Source organism: Ruegeria sp. CDSA221, from assembly GCF_059611825.1.
Window position 1 is genome coordinate 334,985 of the sequence record NZ_JBXWPK010000005.1, and the last position, 15,956, is coordinate 350,940.

19 protein-coding genes are annotated in these 15,956 nt (G+C 56.5%); 9 read left to right on the forward strand and 10 right to left on the reverse strand.

From position 1 onward, the window contains the following. Positions 1–7: 7 nt before the first annotated feature. Together AC2FJ5_RS10615 and AC2FJ5_RS10620 are read right to left on the reverse strand one after the other, a co-directional pair. Positions 8–1,045 (reverse strand): efflux RND transporter periplasmic adaptor subunit, encoded by a 1,038-nt coding sequence (locus AC2FJ5_RS10615; protein WP_496793322.1) that lies wholly within the window; start codon positions 1,043–1,045, stop codon positions 8–10. Continuing rightward, on the reverse strand, positions 1,042–1,509 hold the full coding sequence (locus AC2FJ5_RS10620) for a MarR family winged helix-turn-helix transcriptional regulator (RefSeq protein ID WP_185956678.1): 468 nt from the start codon (positions 1,507–1,509) through the stop codon (positions 1,042–1,044). Before AC2FJ5_RS10620 ends, AC2FJ5_RS10615 begins: the two co-directional genes overlap by 4 nt. A gap of 166 nt (positions 1,510–1,675) precedes the next feature. On the opposite strand from AC2FJ5_RS10620, the gene AC2FJ5_RS10625 reads away from it, so the two are divergent. Continuing rightward, positions 1,676–2,800 carry a beta-ketoacyl-ACP synthase III gene (locus AC2FJ5_RS10625; protein WP_281972669.1) on the forward strand — a complete coding sequence of 375 codons (1,125 nt, stop codon included), beginning with the start codon at positions 1,676–1,678 and terminating at the stop codon, positions 2,798–2,800. 220 nt (positions 2,801–3,020) lie between these two features. Here the strand turns inward: AC2FJ5_RS10625 and AC2FJ5_RS10630 are convergent, their stop codons facing one another. Next, positions 3,021–3,482 (reverse strand): hypothetical protein, encoded by a 462-nt coding sequence (locus AC2FJ5_RS10630; protein WP_142636888.1) that lies wholly within the window; start codon positions 3,480–3,482, stop codon positions 3,021–3,023. 353 nt (positions 3,483–3,835) lie between these two features. Here AC2FJ5_RS10630 and AC2FJ5_RS10635 point away from each other — a divergent pair, with 353 nt between their 5' ends. Next, positions 3,836–4,414: a thymidine kinase gene (locus AC2FJ5_RS10635; RefSeq protein ID WP_142636576.1), complete on the forward strand. Its 579-nt coding sequence runs from the start codon at positions 3,836–3,838 to the stop codon at positions 4,412–4,414. On the opposite strand, the gene AC2FJ5_RS10640 is transcribed toward AC2FJ5_RS10635, so the two are convergent. From AC2FJ5_RS10640 to AC2FJ5_RS10660, 5 genes are all read right to left on the reverse strand, one after another. Next, a complete protein-coding gene (locus AC2FJ5_RS10640; protein ID WP_282021512.1) occupies positions 4,411–5,361 on the reverse strand; it encodes a 2-hydroxyacid dehydrogenase in 951 nt (316 codons plus the stop codon). The genes AC2FJ5_RS10635 and AC2FJ5_RS10640 overlap by 4 nt on opposite strands. Further along, entirely contained in the window at positions 5,361–5,699 is a 339-nt protein-coding gene (locus AC2FJ5_RS10645) for a tRNA-binding protein (protein WP_282021513.1), read from the reverse strand. Before AC2FJ5_RS10645 ends, AC2FJ5_RS10640 begins: the two co-directional genes overlap by 1 nt. Then, positions 5,692–6,507: a pyrroline-5-carboxylate reductase gene (proC, locus tag AC2FJ5_RS10650; protein WP_496691005.1), complete on the reverse strand. Its 816-nt coding sequence runs from the start codon at positions 6,505–6,507 to the stop codon at positions 5,692–5,694. Before proC ends, AC2FJ5_RS10645 begins: the two co-directional genes overlap by 8 nt. Positions 6,508–6,543: 36 nt before the next feature. Further along, entirely contained in the window at positions 6,544–7,044 is a 501-nt protein-coding gene (locus AC2FJ5_RS10655) for a type III secretion system chaperone family protein (protein WP_496691006.1), read from the reverse strand. Between the two features lie 308 nt (positions 7,045–7,352). Further along, a complete protein-coding gene (locus AC2FJ5_RS10660; protein ID WP_142636566.1) occupies positions 7,353–7,601 on the reverse strand; it encodes an accessory factor UbiK family protein in 249 nt (82 codons plus the stop codon). 97 nt (positions 7,602–7,698) lie between these two features. Between AC2FJ5_RS10660 and lgt the strand changes: the two genes are divergently transcribed. Genes lgt through pgeF form a run of 3 tightly spaced genes read left to right on the forward strand, consistent with a single transcriptional unit; the run spans position 7,699 to position 10,402 of the window. Continuing rightward, positions 7,699–8,580, forward strand: coding sequence for a prolipoprotein diacylglyceryl transferase (gene lgt / locus AC2FJ5_RS10665; RefSeq protein ID WP_496793324.1), 882 nt, complete (start codon positions 7,699–7,701; stop codon positions 8,578–8,580). Beyond that, complete coding sequence (locus tag AC2FJ5_RS10670; protein WP_496793326.1) at positions 8,580–9,647, forward strand: class I SAM-dependent methyltransferase; 1,068 nt, start codon at positions 8,580–8,582, stop codon at positions 9,645–9,647. Before lgt ends, AC2FJ5_RS10670 begins: the two co-directional genes overlap by 1 nt. Then, positions 9,644–10,402: a peptidoglycan editing factor PgeF gene (pgeF, locus tag AC2FJ5_RS10675; protein ID WP_496701915.1), complete on the forward strand. Its 759-nt coding sequence runs from the start codon at positions 9,644–9,646 to the stop codon at positions 10,400–10,402. Before AC2FJ5_RS10670 ends, pgeF begins: the two co-directional genes overlap by 4 nt. Positions 10,403–10,643: 241 nt before the next feature. Here pgeF and AC2FJ5_RS10680 read toward each other — a convergent pair whose 3' ends face one another. Then, the gene (locus AC2FJ5_RS10680) at positions 10,644–10,823 is read right to left on the reverse strand and encodes a hypothetical protein (protein WP_185956677.1); all 180 of its coding nucleotides are present in this window, start codon (positions 10,821–10,823) and stop codon (positions 10,644–10,646) included. 305 nt (positions 10,824–11,128) lie between these two features. Between AC2FJ5_RS10680 and AC2FJ5_RS10685 the strand changes: the two genes are divergently transcribed. Next, on the forward strand, positions 11,129–11,911 hold the full coding sequence (locus tag AC2FJ5_RS10685; protein ID WP_142636558.1) for a Hint domain-containing protein: 783 nt from the start codon (positions 11,129–11,131) through the stop codon (positions 11,909–11,911). Between the two features lie 116 nt (positions 11,912–12,027). Here the strand turns inward: AC2FJ5_RS10685 and AC2FJ5_RS10690 are convergent, their stop codons facing one another. Further along, positions 12,028–12,528 (reverse strand): Lrp/AsnC family transcriptional regulator, encoded by a 501-nt coding sequence (locus tag AC2FJ5_RS10690; protein ID WP_142636556.1) that lies wholly within the window; start codon positions 12,526–12,528, stop codon positions 12,028–12,030. A gap of 225 nt (positions 12,529–12,753) precedes the next feature. Between AC2FJ5_RS10690 and trxB the strand changes: the two genes are divergently transcribed. Genes trxB through AC2FJ5_RS10705 form a run of 3 tightly spaced genes read left to right on the forward strand, consistent with a single transcriptional unit; the run spans position 12,754 to position 15,898 of the window. Next, positions 12,754–13,695 (forward strand): thioredoxin-disulfide reductase, encoded by a 942-nt coding sequence (gene trxB / locus AC2FJ5_RS10695; RefSeq protein ID WP_496793327.1) that lies wholly within the window; start codon positions 12,754–12,756, stop codon positions 13,693–13,695. Positions 13,696–13,699: 4 nt separating this feature from the next. Beyond that, a complete protein-coding gene (locus AC2FJ5_RS10700; RefSeq protein ID WP_496793328.1) occupies positions 13,700–14,167 on the forward strand; it encodes an RES family NAD+ phosphorylase in 468 nt (155 codons plus the stop codon). 60 nt (positions 14,168–14,227) lie between these two features. Further along, on the forward strand, positions 14,228–15,898 hold the full coding sequence (locus AC2FJ5_RS10705) for an adenylate/guanylate cyclase domain-containing protein (RefSeq protein WP_496793329.1): 1,671 nt from the start codon (positions 14,228–14,230) through the stop codon (positions 15,896–15,898). The last annotated feature ends 58 nt before the right edge of the window (positions 15,899–15,956 follow it).

The window sequence follows — 15,956 nt, forward strand, 5'->3', positions numbered from 1 at the left end:
CCGCCCCTTAGTTGGCAAGACCGGTAAAGCGGCGCACCACCTGACCGTCAATCAAAACGTCGCCGCCGGCGACAACGATTTCTTCCCCGTCACTTAGGCCGTCCAGTACGTTGACATCACCGGTTTCCGTGGGCTCGATGGTAACGGGGACGCGGCGCAGTGTCCCTTGGTCAGCCCCAGTCGGAGAAAACACCATTACGCCCAGCGCCCCTTCGACATCGGCTACAATGGCTGTAGGCGGAACAAAGATTCCCCGTTTCTGGTCCTTGACCCGAACGGTCACAGTAGCCGACGAACCAGGCAGAATTTGCAGCCCTTCAGGCGGTGTCAGGCCAAATTGGATGCGGAAGGTTTGACCGACGCTTGAAGATTCAGCATCAAACTCGCGGATTTGCAGCGGGAAGACCTCGTCGCTCACCGGGAATTTCGCGGTGATGGTGATGTCTTCCTGCTGGCCCGAGCGTTGAAACAGAATTTCAGGCACGTCGACCTCGATCCGCAGCTCAGACATGTCGTGAATACGTACGATCGGGGTGCCCGCGGAAACGGTGGTAAAGGACTCGACCGCGCGGCTGGAAACAAGCGCGTCGAACGGCGCGGTCAGTGTCGCATGTTCAAGATCATAAAGCGCGTCGCGCACCGCGATATCAGCCAGTTGGGCGGCAGTTTCGGCGTCATCTACCGCCACCTGGCTGGCCGCTGTTCCCCGCAGGCGCTCCAAACGGGCCGACGTGCGATCCGCCTGTTCTTTTTGCAAAACAGCCCGGTCATAACGACGCTGGAAGGGTTCACGATCCAGCTCGGCGATCAGCTCACCCTTGGGGATCACAAACCCTTCGGCCACCGGCATTTCGACAATCTGCCCGGCCACCTGAAAGGCCAGATCGACCGTCTGCCGCGCGGCGACGCGACCAAAGAACTGGCGCGAGAAGCCGGGGGTCGTTTCCTTGACCACCATCAGCTTTACCGGCTTGGCAGCTTCTTCAGCCATGATTGAGCTGGAGAGAAAGATCAGGGCCACGCCCAAAGCAGAGATCAGTTTCATTTCTTCAGTCCCTCGGGAATTCCAGTTTTCAGTATGTTTTCCCGGATCTTCCGGGCCAGTCTCGCGAATTCTGCGGTTTCATCTTTGTTCAGTCCGGACGCGCGCTGAAACAGGGCGCCCGCTTGGGCCACAAGCATCTGGCGTGTTTCTGTGCCTTTTTCGGTCAAAACCAAAAGCCATGCACGGCGATCCTCTGGATCGCGTTCGCGTCTCAGATAGCCCGCTTTTTCCAAGGCATCGGCGGTCGACGTGATTGTCGAAGGAACTGACAGCATGTCAGCCGCTAAAACGCCCATGCGCCTGGGCTGATCCAATTTGATCACCATATGGCATTCCTGATGGCTCAGCTCTATTTCGATGGCATCGAAGCTCTCCTCGAGCTTCCAATAGAGCGCATACACACCCATCATCGCCTGCATCTCGGGGCTTAAGCGATGCAACAGAGTGTTATGATCATGGGCCATGGGTTGATTCCTTGCAGAATTTGACGCGTATATACTTCGAAAAACGAACTATTCAAGAACTGAAGCTCAATTTCCAACCAAGCTTAACATTCCCTCGGGTCAATCTCTCTTGAACAATACCAATCATAACGGCATTTTGGGTGAATCCAGAAATCCAGGACCCAACATGTATACGCCAGCAATCACCGGCTCGGGTGTTTTCACGCCAGATAATGTCATTACGAATGCCGAGCTCGTTTCGGCCTTCAATGCATATGCCGACAAGATGAACACCCAGAACGCAGAGGCGATTGCCGCTGGTGACGTTGAGCCGATGCAGCATTCGTCTGAAGAGTTCATTCTGAAGGCCTCCGGAATCGAGAACCGCTATGTGATGGACAAAGCGGGCGTTCTGGATCCCGACGTGATGCACCCGCTGTTTCGTCAGCGCTCTGACGATGAACCTGGCATCATGACCGAAATGGCCGTTGACGCCTGCAAGAAAGCACTGGCACAGGCTGGGCGCAACGGGGACGATGTTGATCTGGTAATCTGCGCGGCTTCGAACCATGAACGGGCTTATCCTGCAATCGCGATCGAGATCCAGCAGGCGCTGGGATGCAAAGGCTTCGGATTCGATATGAACGTTGCCTGTTCTTCGGCCACGTTCGGCATTCAGGCGGCGGCGGATATGGTCAGGTCCGGTTCGGTCAAATGTGCGCTTGTGGTAAACCCCGAGATTTGCACGGGCCACCTGGAATGGCGTGACCGTGATTGCCACTTTATTTTTGGTGACGTGGCAACGGCCACCGTGATCGAACGGATCGAGGATGCGACCGGACCGCATTTCGAGATTTTGTCGACCAGCTGCGCCACGGATTTTTCCAACAACATCCGAAACAATAATGGCTTCCTGCGTCGCACTCGGCCAGAGGGATTGACCGACCGCCGCGACATGCAGTTCATGCAAAACGGCCGTAAAGTGTTCAAAGAGGTTCTTCCAATGGTCAGCAAACACATTGCCGATCACATGGACGCCGAAGGGATCAGCAACGCCGATCTCAAACGTCTTTGGCTGCATCAGGCGAATAAAACGATGAATGATTTCATCGGTAAAAAAGTCATGGGCCGCGAGCCCGCCCCTGGAGAGCAGCCAAACATCCTGCAAGACTATGCGAACACGTCCTCGGCAGGGTCGATCATCGCATTTTCGAAATACTCGGACGATTTCACCGATGGCGAGATCGGCCTTATCTGTTCCTTCGGAGCAGGGTATTCCGTGGGTTCAGTAATCGTGAAACGGCACGGTTAAGGCAACATTCCGCGCAACTACAAATTCGCACAAAAAAGCCGGGCTCATTCGACCCGGCTTGGTTGTTTGATCCTTGTTTCAGCACTGGCATCACCCCGTCCGGCGGCAAGCGGCAAAAGCCCCAGCATGCGAGCGTTCAGATCGGGTCAAGCTTGACCTAGCATGTCATGAGTATCGGTACGCACACCAAACTGGATCAAGACACGCAGCTTCCCTTGCCTCAGCTCACGCTTTCTTCTTCCAGGTGCAGCTTCATCTCGATCAGAACATGCTGCAGCAGGCTGGTTTCCTTCAACAGGCGTTTGGCCTCGTTCACGGTGATGATACCGTCTTCGATAGCAGACTGGTATTCGGTCATAAGCATGGCAAAGCGTTGGCTCAACGCGATGACATCCGAATTCACACCTCCGGTGCGAGGAGCGTCCGTGTTGCGGCCATCATATGACAGCGTAATGTTCTTGAGGTCGGCCAAAGCCGACGTCACATGCGGAAAGTTGGCCACCGCTTCAAGGCGTGCAACTGCATCAACCGGCATGAACCGATCAGCATGCTCTGCATTATCTGAATAATATCGGCCAAGCGTGGCTTTGGATTTACCCGTGATCTCGCACGCGGACTCAATTCCAACGTCCTTGACCAACGCTTCGGTGTGCTTTTTGAGATAGGCCCCGATATCTGCCATGTTTTTACCTTTGCTACCTGCCTTCCCCACTACATCTGCCATTGCGGGGGAAAGGGAAATGAAATTTCCCATACCTGAGTCATAATTGAAATGCGATATGTTGGCTATCCCTCAGATATGCGAGGGTTTTGTGAGTGAGTGGCGGCAATAATGCCGGTAGCGAGTGATAGCGGGGCACATATTAGCCCCGCTTCGTTTAGGCCGCTTATAGGCCGAAGGCGTCGCTGTTGTGAGTGCAGGGGCTCCATCCCCAAAGAGCGTGAGCTCATCCCCTAACTGGACAACGGCGGCGTCGCTCATTTCGCCACATGAGATGGCTTGCCCAGGCGGGGCTGGCGAATTAGACCCGAGCCATGGCAAAACTTTACTTCAACTACTCGACTATGAACGCTGGCAAATCGACCGTGTTGCTGCAGGCCTCGCATAATTATCGCGAGCGCGGCATGGATACTTACCTGATGACGGCCGCATTGGATGGGCGCGCCGGTGCTGGGAAAATTGCCTCGCGGATTGGGATATCATCCGAGGCTGATACTTTTGACACCGATGATGATGTTTTCGCCATGATCGAAGCCCGTCTGGCGCAAGGCAAAATTGCATGTGTCTTTATCGACGAAGCCCAGTTCCTGACCGAAGATCAGGTCTGGCAACTGGCCCGCGCCGTAGATGACCTGAACGTGCCGGTGCTGGCCTATGGGTTGCGGGTCGATTTTCAGGGCCGGCTATTTCCCGGATCGGCCGCCTTGCTGGCGCTGGCGGATGAGATGCGCGAGGTTCGCACGATCTGCGAATGCGGCCGCAAGGCAACAATGGTGATTCGTCAGGACGAGAATGGAAATCCCATCACCCAGGGTGCTCAGGTTCAAATTGGTGGCAACGAAACCTATGTCTCGCTGTGCCGCAGGCATTGGCGCGAGGCCGTGGGCACCTAAACCGGATTTGGCAGCGGACGCCCCTGAACAAAGGCCGCAACATTATCTAGCGCCATGTGCCCCATATCGCTGCGGACCTCCTCAGTCGCGGTACCCAGGTGGGGCAGCAGGGTCACGTTCTGCAAATCTATCAGAGCTTGCGGCACTGCGGGTTCGAATTCGTAGACATCCAGACCCGCACCCGCGATTTGCTTTTCTTGCAACGCCGAAATCAGGGCCGATTCATCCAATACCTCTCCCCGAGAAATATTGATCAGGATGGCAGCAGCGTTCATCGCCTGCAGCACCTGCGCATTGATCAGATGCCGGGTTTCGGCACCGCCCGGCACAGCCAGGATCAGGAAATCTACACCGGCAGCCAAAGCTTTGAGGTCTGGGACATAATCCGCCGGAAACTCTAGCTCCTTTGGGCTACGCGATTGATAGGCGACGTGCATACCAAACCCATAGTGGCAACGTCGCGCGATGGCTTGCCCAATGCGCCCCATGCCCACAATGCCGACCCGTTTGCCGGTCACGTGATGGCCCAACATCTGTGTCGGGTGCCAGCCCTGCCAAAGGTTTGAACGTACCAGCCGTTCGCCTTCTCCAGCGCGGCGGGCCGTGGACAGCAGCAATGTCATGGCGATATCGGCAGTCGCATCTGTGACAGCGCCCGGCGTGTTGGTCACGGCAATTCCGGCGTTACGGGCCGCGTCCACATCAATGTGATTATACCCAACCCCGAAATTCGCCAGCAGCTTGCATCGCGGTTTCGGCACCTCAGCAAAGATCTGGGCAGAAAACAGGTCGCCCAAGGTCGGCACCACGACATCGAATTCGGACAGCGCATGCCCCATTTCCTTGGGTGACATCGGCAAGGTTTCACTGCGCATCTCTGCGTCGAACTCTGCGCGTGCACGTGCTTCGACAGAGGCGGTCATCGGTCGGGCAATGAACACACGCATCAGTGCATCCGCCCACCGGTTGGAACCTTGCCATCCGGCCCGATCAGGACGATCTCACCAGTCTCATCGGGCAATCCCAAAACAAGCACTTCGGACATGAACTTGCCGATCTGGCGCGGAGGGAAATTTACCACCGCCATCACCTGCTTGCCCACCAATGAGGCGGGATCATAATGCGCAGTGATCTGGGCCGAGGTTTTCCGTTCGCCGATGTCTCGTCCAAAATCGATCCACATCTTGATCGCTGGCTTGCGCGCTTCGGGGAAGGGCTCGGCGCGGATAACCTCGCCGACGCGAATGTCGACCTTAAGAAAATCGTCGAATGTAATTTCACCCACGAGACAGCTCCTTGGACCGATCGGTTGCGGCTTTAACAGCGCGGTGCAGCAGGTCGGGAAAACCGAATTCGTCGTGCATCAGGACCTCAAGCGCGGCCTGCGTGGTTCCATTAGGCGAAGTGACATTGACGCGCAGTTGCGAAGGGTCCTCGTCAGACGCCATGGCCAAGGCCCCTGCCCCGGCGACCGTGGACTTGGCCAGCCTCATCGCCAAATCATGTGGCAGGCCCTGAGCCTGACCCGCAGCAGCGAGCGTTTCAATAAGGTGGAATACATAGGCAGGGCCGGACCCGCTCAGCCCGGTAACGGCATCAATCTGCGCCTCATCCTGCAATCTGACCGTCTCACCGACCGCAGATAGCAGGTTTTCGGCTAGGGCCAGATCCGCATCCGAAACAGCAGAATTTCCAATCAACGCCGTGATTCCCTGTCGGATCGCCGCCGGGGTGTTCGGCATGGCACGCACGATTGGTGTTTTCTGGCCCAACACCTCTTCGAATGTGGAGATTGAGGTGCCCGCCGCGACCGACACGAACAGGCTGCGCCCGCCGCCCAAGGCTGTAATTGCGGGCAGCGCATCGCCCATCATCTGCGGCTTTACCGCGACCAGCACAACTGCAGGCCCCTCGGGTAGCGGGGTATTGATGTTGACGCCCGACGATTTCAGCCAATCCGACGGGAAAGGGTCAATCACCCAGACTGACGAGGCAAGAAGGCCATGCTCTAACCACCCGGCAAGCATGGCCGATCCCATCTTGCCGCATCCCAAAAGCACCAGCCCCTGTTCGGCGACGCGTGACATGTCCATGATTGCCCCTCCGCTTATTTGGCTCGGGGCAAAGCTTTACGCGCGGCCGTAGGCCTCTGCAATGGCGACTTGCATCGCGTCTTCCGGGGTGCGGTTGCCCCATGTGACCAGTTGGATCGCGGGATAATAACGCTCGGCGCTCAGGACCGCTGCAGTGATCATCGTATCAATCTGTTCCGGGCTGGCCATCTGACCACCCGCAAGAACCAGACCGTACCGGTAAACCATCAGCTTCTGATTGGCCCAGTATGTGAAGGCCCCGGCCCAGCACTGATCGTTCATCTTGTTCAGAAGTTCATAAAGCTCGGTCTCGCGCGCCTCAGGTGGCTCCATCTCGAACGAGCACACCATACGCAGCGTTTCGTCATAATTCGACCAGGCCAGCGTAATCGAGTAGGTGCGCCACTGTCCTTCGACAGCCATTGCGATCTGATCATCCCCGATCCGATCAAAGTCCCAATCGTGATGTTCGGCAAGATGTTCAACAATGTCGATCGGATGAAGGTCTTCGTCAAGAAACTGCTCGGAAAGGGCCATAATGCCACCTCACTAATTTCTAGCATTTCGGGGCTGGCAGCGCCCCAGCGCTAGTTGCCTGCTCTACAAGCCGGGCTTCCCCCATAGGCCTGTACTAAATATGGTGCGCTGTGGGTGGTGGCCTGACAACCCCCATTTTTGGGGATAACAGCAATAAGTTGTGGATAGCTGGCAACGGGGATCAAAATATTGGCATCAGATGCAGCTTTGTCTTGATTAATTCCCGCAAGACGGCATGATGCACAACACCGCACAACCCAGAACCGGATTGCGCGGCGTTTGTTTTTTTTCGAAAATTTCGCGGGGGATTATTCGCCCAGCTTGGCTTCCAACGCTGCAATGCGCGCCTCGAGCGCTGTGTTTTCCTCGCGCGCTTTCTGAGCCATGGCACGGACAGCGTCGAATTCTTCGCGTGTGACGAAATCGCGATCAGCCAGCCAACGGTCGATCATCGACTTCATGGCGTTCTCCGCCTCGTCCTTTGCGCCTTGGGCAACACCCATGGCGTTGGTCATGAGTTGGGAAACATCATCCAGAATCTTGTTGCGGGTTTGCATGGTTATCCTCCGATTTGGCGGTTGGTCTCTATATGGGGAATGATTGGCGCAGGCTCAAGGTTGACTTAACCCTCAAAGCCCGGGCAATGAGACGCACATGCAGGCTGTTCTAAATTTCCCCGATCTGTCGCCCGAACTTTTCTCGATCTCGCTGTTCGGGATGGAGTTCGCACTTAGATGGTACGCCCTCGCCTATATCGCCGGGATTGTGATTGCATGGCGCCTGGGGGTGATCGCCCTAAAGCGCCCCGCCCTGTGGCCCGACAAGGCGCCACCGATGCAACCCGCCCAGCTTGAGGATTTGATCACCTGGATCATCCTGGGCGTGATTCTGGGCGGGCGACTTGGGTTCGTGCTGTTTTATCAACCAGCCTATTACCTTTCGAACCCGATCGAAATTCTGATGGTCTGGCAGGGCGGCATGGCCTTCCACGGTGGATTGCTAGGCGTCGTCGTGGCCTCATATATCTATGCAAGACGTCACCAAATTTCGATTTTGCCGCTTGCTGATCTGATCGCGCATACCGTGCCGCCTGGGCTGTTATTGGGTCGTGTCGCGAATTTCATCAACGCCGAACTGTGGGGAAGGCCCAGCGACCTGCCCTGGGCCTTTGTATTCCCTGGTCCTGCCGCCCAAAACTGCCCGACGGTTATTGGTCTTTGCGCCCGCCACCCCTCTCAACTTTACGAAGCCGCGCTTGAGGGGTTGCTGCTGGGCGTCCTGCTGTTGTGGCTGGTCTATCGGCGCCGCGCTTTCCTACGGCCCGGTCTGGTCACAGGCGTGTTTATGGCGGGCTATGGCGCATCGCGTTTCATTGTCGAGTTTTTCCGGCAACCCGATGCACAGTTTGTTTCGGCCGGAAATCCGCTTGGACTTGCCTGGCAAATGGGCGGCTACGGCCTGACCATGGGCCAGTTACTGTCTTTGCCAATGATTGCCTTTGGCCTTTGGCTGGCATCACGCGCTAAGGCCAAGTGATGACCCTCGCCAACCTCTTACAGGCTCGTATCGCACAAGACGGCCCGATGAGTGTAGCCGACTATATGACCGAATGCCTTCTGCACCCGACGCTGGGATATTACACCACCCGCGACCCCCTTGGCCCGCAGGGCGATTTCATCACCGCCCCGGAAATCAGCCAGATGTTTGGCGAACTAATCGGGCTCGGCCTTGCGCATTGCTGGATTGACCAGGGGCGTCCGGGCCGTTTCACGCTAGCGGAGCTGGGTCCCGGGCGCGGAACGCTGATGGCTGACATGCTGCGTGCGACACAGGGCGTGGATGGCTTTCACGCGGCGGCAGATATTGTTCTGCTTGAGGCCTCACCAACCCTGCGCACCATTCAGGCAAAGACGCTGGATGCCTATGCTCCACGCTGGATTACATCAGTCACCGATCTACCCGATTCCCCGCTTTTGCTGGTGGCAAACGAGTTCTTTGACGCTCTGCCCATTCGCCAATTCATCCGTGATGGCAACGATTGGCGGGAACGTTTGATCGGGATGAAGGACGAATCACTGGCTTTTGGCCTAGGGCCGCGGTCACCACAGATCGCTTTGAAGAACCGGCTTGAGGACACGCAGGATGGGGATCTGGTCGAGCTTTGCCCTTCGGCCATACCGATCATCACTGTGATCGCCGGACGGATCGCGACACACGGCGGGGCCGGACTGATCCTGGATTATGGCGACTGGCATTCGCTTGGGGATACGTTTCAAGCGCTGCATGCCCACAAGCCGATAGACCCTCTTTCCAGCCCCGGACAAGCTGATCTGACCGCCCATGTGGACTTCGAACCTCTGGCGAGCGCAGCGCGAGCTGCGGGCTGCGCCCATTCGCGCCTGACACCCCAAGGCGTTTTTCTGGAACGGCTGGGCATCACTGCGCGGGCGCAAGCATTGGCGAAACCACTCAGCGGGTCCAAGCTTGAGGCGTTGATAGCCGCACATCGCCGGTTGACGCACCCAGAGGAAATGGGAAACCTGTTCAAAGTACTGGGCCTGTACCCATCTTATGCCGCATTGCCACCGGGACTGGAATCATGACGCTGGAAATTCTGACTTCGGATCTCTTGTCATCCGTACGCCATGGTTTTTTCTGCCGCCGTGGCGGGGCCTCATCCGGGATCTTTGCAGGGCTCAACTGCGGTCATGGATCATCTGACCAGACCGAGGCTGTCGCGATAAACCGTAACCGCGTAGCGGATGCGATGGAGGTCGATCCCGGATCCCTTATCGGGGTGCATCAGGTGCATTCACCGACGGTCATAACTGTTGATGGTCCAATCGACGGGGAAAAGCCTAAAGCAGACGCGTTGGTTACGGCCTGTCCCGGACTGGCGCTGACCATCCTCACGGCGGACTGCCAACCTGTTCTTTTTGCCGACACCCACGCAAAAGTGATAGGGGCTGCACATGCAGGATGGCGCGGCGCGCTGGACGGTGTGCTTGAGGCCACGTTGGACTCCATGGAGGCGCTGGGAGCACGGCGCGAGAATACAGTGGCCGTCATAGGGCCCACAATCTCGCAAATTGCGTATGAGGTCGGGCCCGAGTTCCTAGAAGACTTTGCCGCTGAATCATCAGAAAACCTGCGGTTCTTCGCAAATGGGACGGGTGATCGGATGCAATTTGACCTCCCGTCCTATGGGCTGCACCGGTTACGTCAGGCTGGTGTCGGGCATGCAGAGTGGATTCGTCATTGCACCTATTCGGACCCGAACAGATTCTATTCGTACCGCCGATCGGTTCATGCAAAAGAAGCCGACTACGGCCGCCTGATTTCCGCCATCAAACTGTGACGCGTATCCTGATTGTGGCGAAATCGCCGCTTTTTCGCCACATTTGTTGTGTCTATATGAGTCGCCAAAATTAGGTTTTTTTGCCCTCTCTCAGATGGTTATCTGCATATTTCCGAATGTGAGCGCGGCTAGATTAAGAAAAGGAAACAGCCAACTTTCTTTTGTCCCAGATTCAACCCGCGTCAGCCTTATGGCCGCCTCAATATCGCGACACGTTAGTCTCAGATTGGGTCATTAGGCATTAAGCCTTGAACGAGTAGGACAACAGGATGAAACAAAGATCCCGCTTTCTCAGCGCTGTTCTAAAAGCGTCCAGAGAGCAAAAACTGGAGATGCCGTGGAAGCGGGTTTCCAGCCGTTCTGCCAGTGTGGCGCGCCGTTTGGCTTCGCGACGCTGATTGGACAGGCCTACCAAAGCCATTCTGCCGGCTTTGAGGGTCAAGACACACAGCGGGGGTGCTCCGATCCGGTGTGTGGCGCTTCACAGACGCTTTCTGTGAATGTGTTTAGGAGTTTGTGTGCGTAGACAATTTTCGTCTGCGAGTTGTGAGTTTGTCTGGGGGGTCAATGTGTTGACCAAGAGTTTGCGAAATTCCATCGCACTGCGCGGCCGTTACAGCCGACGTCTCGAAGTCGCCATAGCATTCAAGACAAAGAAAACCGATCAGGCGGGCCTGTACGGGGGTTCAGCCTTCCTGAGCGGATGTTTGAGGGGACGGAATTAGTATGACTATTCCACATTCTTTGGCCCGCGCCGCCAGAAACGCCGTCGATACGTCGACAATGCTGCGCGAGATTCCAAGAAATACAACAAAACAAAAAGCGCAGCTGCGGCGCTATGAGGTCAGTTCATTGTTGAGCAATGGCGAGGTATCCCAAACCCGCCACATCGCGCCAGCGCTGCCCATGTTCGAGGATGCGTTTTGTGCCTTTACGCGGGGTTCGCTTGTCGAAACCGAAAACGGGCCGATAGCGATCGAAGATCTTTTGCCTGGCGATACGGTTTTGACCGAGAATGGAACTTCGGAAACCGTGGTCTGGAAGGGCTCGGTTACTTTGATCCCCGGGCGCGAAGACTCGCGTGGTCGCACACGCCCGCTGACACGCATCATGGCGGATACCTTCGGAATGCAAAAACCGATGTCAGGCGTGACTGTCGGTCCGGCTGCGCGCCTGTTGGGCACCCCAGCACATCTGCGGCACTTGTATGGCGGATCTCCTGTTTTGACGCCCGCTCACGAGTTCCAAGACGGGATGGGTGTCATCGAGATGCTACCGCCTACCCCAATCGAATTGTTTCACATCTGTCTGAAACGCCATTCGGTTATCAAGGTAGACGGATTACAGTTTGAATCATATCATCCAGGCGTAAATGCGGTTCGGATGATCAGCCATTCGCTTCGCTCAATCTATTTGAACTTGTTCGAGCATGTCGAATCGCTGAATGACTTTGGCCCGCTGCAGTTACCGCGTGCCGGAGATGGAGAGGTGGACGCAATCACTGCCTGAGTTTTAACCAGTACTGCAAAGTGGGGGCTTTATGCAGATTTTAATTAGTTGGGTGTTGTTTCTGGTTGTCACGGCGATTTTGCCGCCGTGCACCAGCCGTCACAAAAGGATGCGCTTTACGCCGTCCGGTTCATTCGTTCTTCCAGGACGTCAAACGGTACACCGGGCTCGTCCTTAGCGCCGCGTATCACAAGTGAGGTTTTAACGCTGGCCACGTTTGGCGTGGTCAGCAACTCGCCTGTTAAAAACTGCTGAAAGCTGCTGAGATCAGGAGCGACGCATTTCAGAATAAAATCCACTTCGCCGTTCAGCATGTGGCATTCACGGACAAGTGGCCACTCGCGGCAGCGTTCCTCGAATGCGCTGAGTTCGGCTTCGGCTTGGCTTTCCAATCCGACGCTTGCAAAGACCTGAACCTCAAAACCCAGCTCACGCGCATTCACTTCCGCATGGTATCCGCGGATAAGGCCCGAGTCCTCCAATGTGCGCACGCGCCGCAGGCACGGAGGCGCGGAAATTCCCACACGTTTCGCGAGCTCTACATTGGTCATGCGACCGTCTGCCTGCAATTCTGCCAGAATCTTGCGGTCAATCTCGTCCAGCCGTGTCGCGACCATAAAAAGCTCCTGAATTTTCGGTTGTTATATCAGCACCCAAGGGATGCGCAATAATGTTTCGCGTTTGCGCAATATTCTTTGGTTTTCCAGGTATTTTTCTAGCGCGAGTTGTGAAACGGATTCTCCGATACGGCACGAAGGGGCTTTAAGCGCCTCAAGGGGGTCGCTATATCCATTCGCCAAGGGGCCGCAGGCCCGTATCAGGCAGATCGAGTCGGGGGTATCATGGCCGAAACAAAACACACCAGGGTTCTGATAATCGGATCAGGACCTGCCGGTTATACTGCGGGCGTATATGCCAGCCGTGCGATGCTGGAACCGATACTGGTTCAGGGCATCGAACCGGGCGGGCAGCTGACAACCACCACCGAGGTCGAGAACTATCCCGGCTTTACCGAGGTTCAGGGGCCTGATCTGATGATCAAGATGCAGGAGCACGCCGCCGCGATGGGTTGCGAAATCATCGGCGACATCATCAGCGATCTGGATGTCTCGAAACGCCCATTCACCGCCAAGGGCGACAGCGGCACCATCTACACTACCGATGCGGTCATTCTGGCCACTGGCGCGCGGGCGAAATGGCTGGGATTGCCCTCGGAAGAGAAGTTCAAAGGCTTTGGCGTTTCCGCCTGCGCCACATGCGACGGGTTCTTCTATCGCGGGCAGGAGATCGTTGTAATCGGCGGCGGCAATACCGCCGTGGAAGAGGCGCTGTTTCTGACCAACTTTGCCAGCAAGGTCACCTTGATCCATCGCCGCGATGAATTGCGCGCCGAAAAGATCCTGCAGGATCGGCTGATGAAGAACGACAAGATCGAGCCCCTGTGGTTCCACGAACTGGACGAGGTCATCGGAACCGATGCGCCTTTGGGTGTCGAAGGCGTGCGCGTCAAGAATGTGAAAACCGGTGAGATTCGCGAAATCCCCTGCAAAGGTGTTTTCATCGCCATCGGCCACGCACCCGCGAATGAGCTGGTCAAGGACTCGCTGGAAACCCATATGGGCGGCTATGTGATCACCAAACCGGGCTCCACAGAAACCTCCATTCCAGGTGTCTTTGCTGCCGGAGACTTGACAGATCACATCTACCGTCAAGCCGTTACCAGCGCCGGGATGGGCTGTATGGCCGCGCTGGATGCTGAACGGTTCCTGGCCGAGCAGGATTAATCAGGTGATCGAATTCTCCGGCCCGATCTGGAGAATTCTGTTCCTGTCACAGATAGACGCCCCTTTGGCCCCAGCACGGGCGCCAGAGGGGCGTTTTCATTATGCGGGCCAATTCGCGCTTTATTCTTCGCTGAGCGCTGAGGGTGCCGAAGTAGCCATCAAACGCTATGTCTGCCCATCCGATCCACCACGCATTCTTCAAAAATGCCGGATCACCGGCGCTCGGCTGGTAGATCTGCGGGGGCGCAGCGAAGCCTCGGTCGTGTGGCAGGATATCCACGAAAAAGAAGGCGCCTCACCCACCTGGCTATTTTCGGATGACGCCCGCGCCAAAGGCGCCGACGGCTTGCTATACAGCTCGCGATCCCGGCCAGAACTCAGTCATGCGGTTTTGTTTAGCACCTCACCAGAGGTAGTGTGCCTGGATGGGGATCCGCATCCCTGGTTGCCGGGGCATAGAGGCTTCGCTTGACCCCCGCTCTGCGCCGTTACAGACTCTGAGATGCGAGCAAAACGAACACAGGTGAACCGAGTGAAAAGCGTACTATGGCAAGGCGGGTGGGCTACCCGGCTGAGGATCATGAGCGGCCTGATCCTGTTCATCTTTGCCTTCTTTCACTTCATCAATATCGGTCTGGGACTGTTTCATACTGATTTTCTCCACGGAATGCAGAAAGGCCGCCATGTCATTACACGCAACAACATCGGCAGCGCGATTCTATATCTGGCCTTGCTCGTGCATTTTGGGCTGGCGCTGTATTCGTTAGCTCAGCGCAGAACCATGCGAATGCCTTTCAGTCTGGGGCTACAGGTGGTGCTTGGATTTGTGATTCCACTGCAACTGATCTCGCACCTTGTTCACACCCGATACGCACATGCAGTTTTCGGGGTTAATGATGAGATGGGTTATATCATCGCGCTAATGTGGCCCAGCTATGCAATCTGGACTCAAAGCCTGCTTTTGCTGGTGGTTTGGGTCCACAGTTGCATCGGTCTTCACATGTGGCTGCGCCTGACAACCTGGTGGCAAAGGACGCTGCCTTATTTGATCGGGCTCGCCGTGTTCATTCCGTCTTTCGCTCTGGCAGGTCTTTTGACAGAGGGCCGACGCATCTGGGCTGATTTCGCCGACCCGTTTCTGCGCGATCAGTATATCGAACATTACAACTGGCCATCGCCCGAGGCATTTCAGGCTCTGATGGGTGTGAGGCAAGATACGCTGCTTGCATTCGGGCTGGCGGTTGGCGCTACATTGCTTGTGTTTCTGGTGCGCAAAATTTTGCGACGCCGGCATTCGGTGCGCATTAAATATGTGGAAGGCCCCGAAATTGTGGCCGAAAAAGGCATGACTCTGCTTGAGATTTCTCAGGCCAACGGCATTCCCCACACTGCGCTATGTGGTGGCAAGGGGCGCTGCACCACCTGTCGCGTTATTGTCGAAAATGGTGCAGATCAGCTCCCCGTCCCCAGTGAGATCGAGGCCCGCAGCTTGGCTGCCGTAAAAGCACCCGAAGGCGCACGCCTGGCCTGTCAGATCCGCCCGACCGAGCCAATCACGGCCTTTCGGATGTACAATCCCGGTAGCGGTCGCAATCGCGCCCATGCCAGTCAGGGGCAGGAACGTAAACTGGCGGTGCTGTTTCTGGACATGCGTGGGTTCACGGCGCTGACCACCGGGCAGTTGCCCTATGACATCGTTTTCCTGCTCAACCGGTTCTTTGACGCCATCGTGCCAGCCATCACCTCGGATGGGGGTGTGGTCGACAAGTATATGGGTGACGGGCTGCTTGCAGTGTTTGAAACCGCCGATGCTGCAAGTTCAGCACGGGCCGGGATGAAAGCTGCAGCCAATATCAGCCGCGCATTGCAACGGTTCAACGAGCAACTCGAAACCGAGGGCAGCCCGCTTATCCGCATTGGAATGGGGTTACATCTGGGCGATCTGGTTCTGGGCGAAATCGGCGCCGTGGGGACTGCAAGCCGCACGATTATCGGCGACGCCGTGAATGTCGCCAGCCGATTGGAGGCCGAAACCAAGGGGCTGGGTGTCGAGCTTTTGGTTTCGGGCGATCTGCTGAAGGCAGCGGGGCATGAGGGTTGGCAGAACGATCTGCGCCCCTTCCAATTGCGTGGGGTAACAAGGCCAATTTCTGCCCTGCCGGTCAAACGTGCGTCCGACCTCACCCCCAAGATTGCCGCCTGAGAACACACTCATTCAAACCGGTCTATTTGACCTTGATCCAAGGGATTGTCGTCGGGTT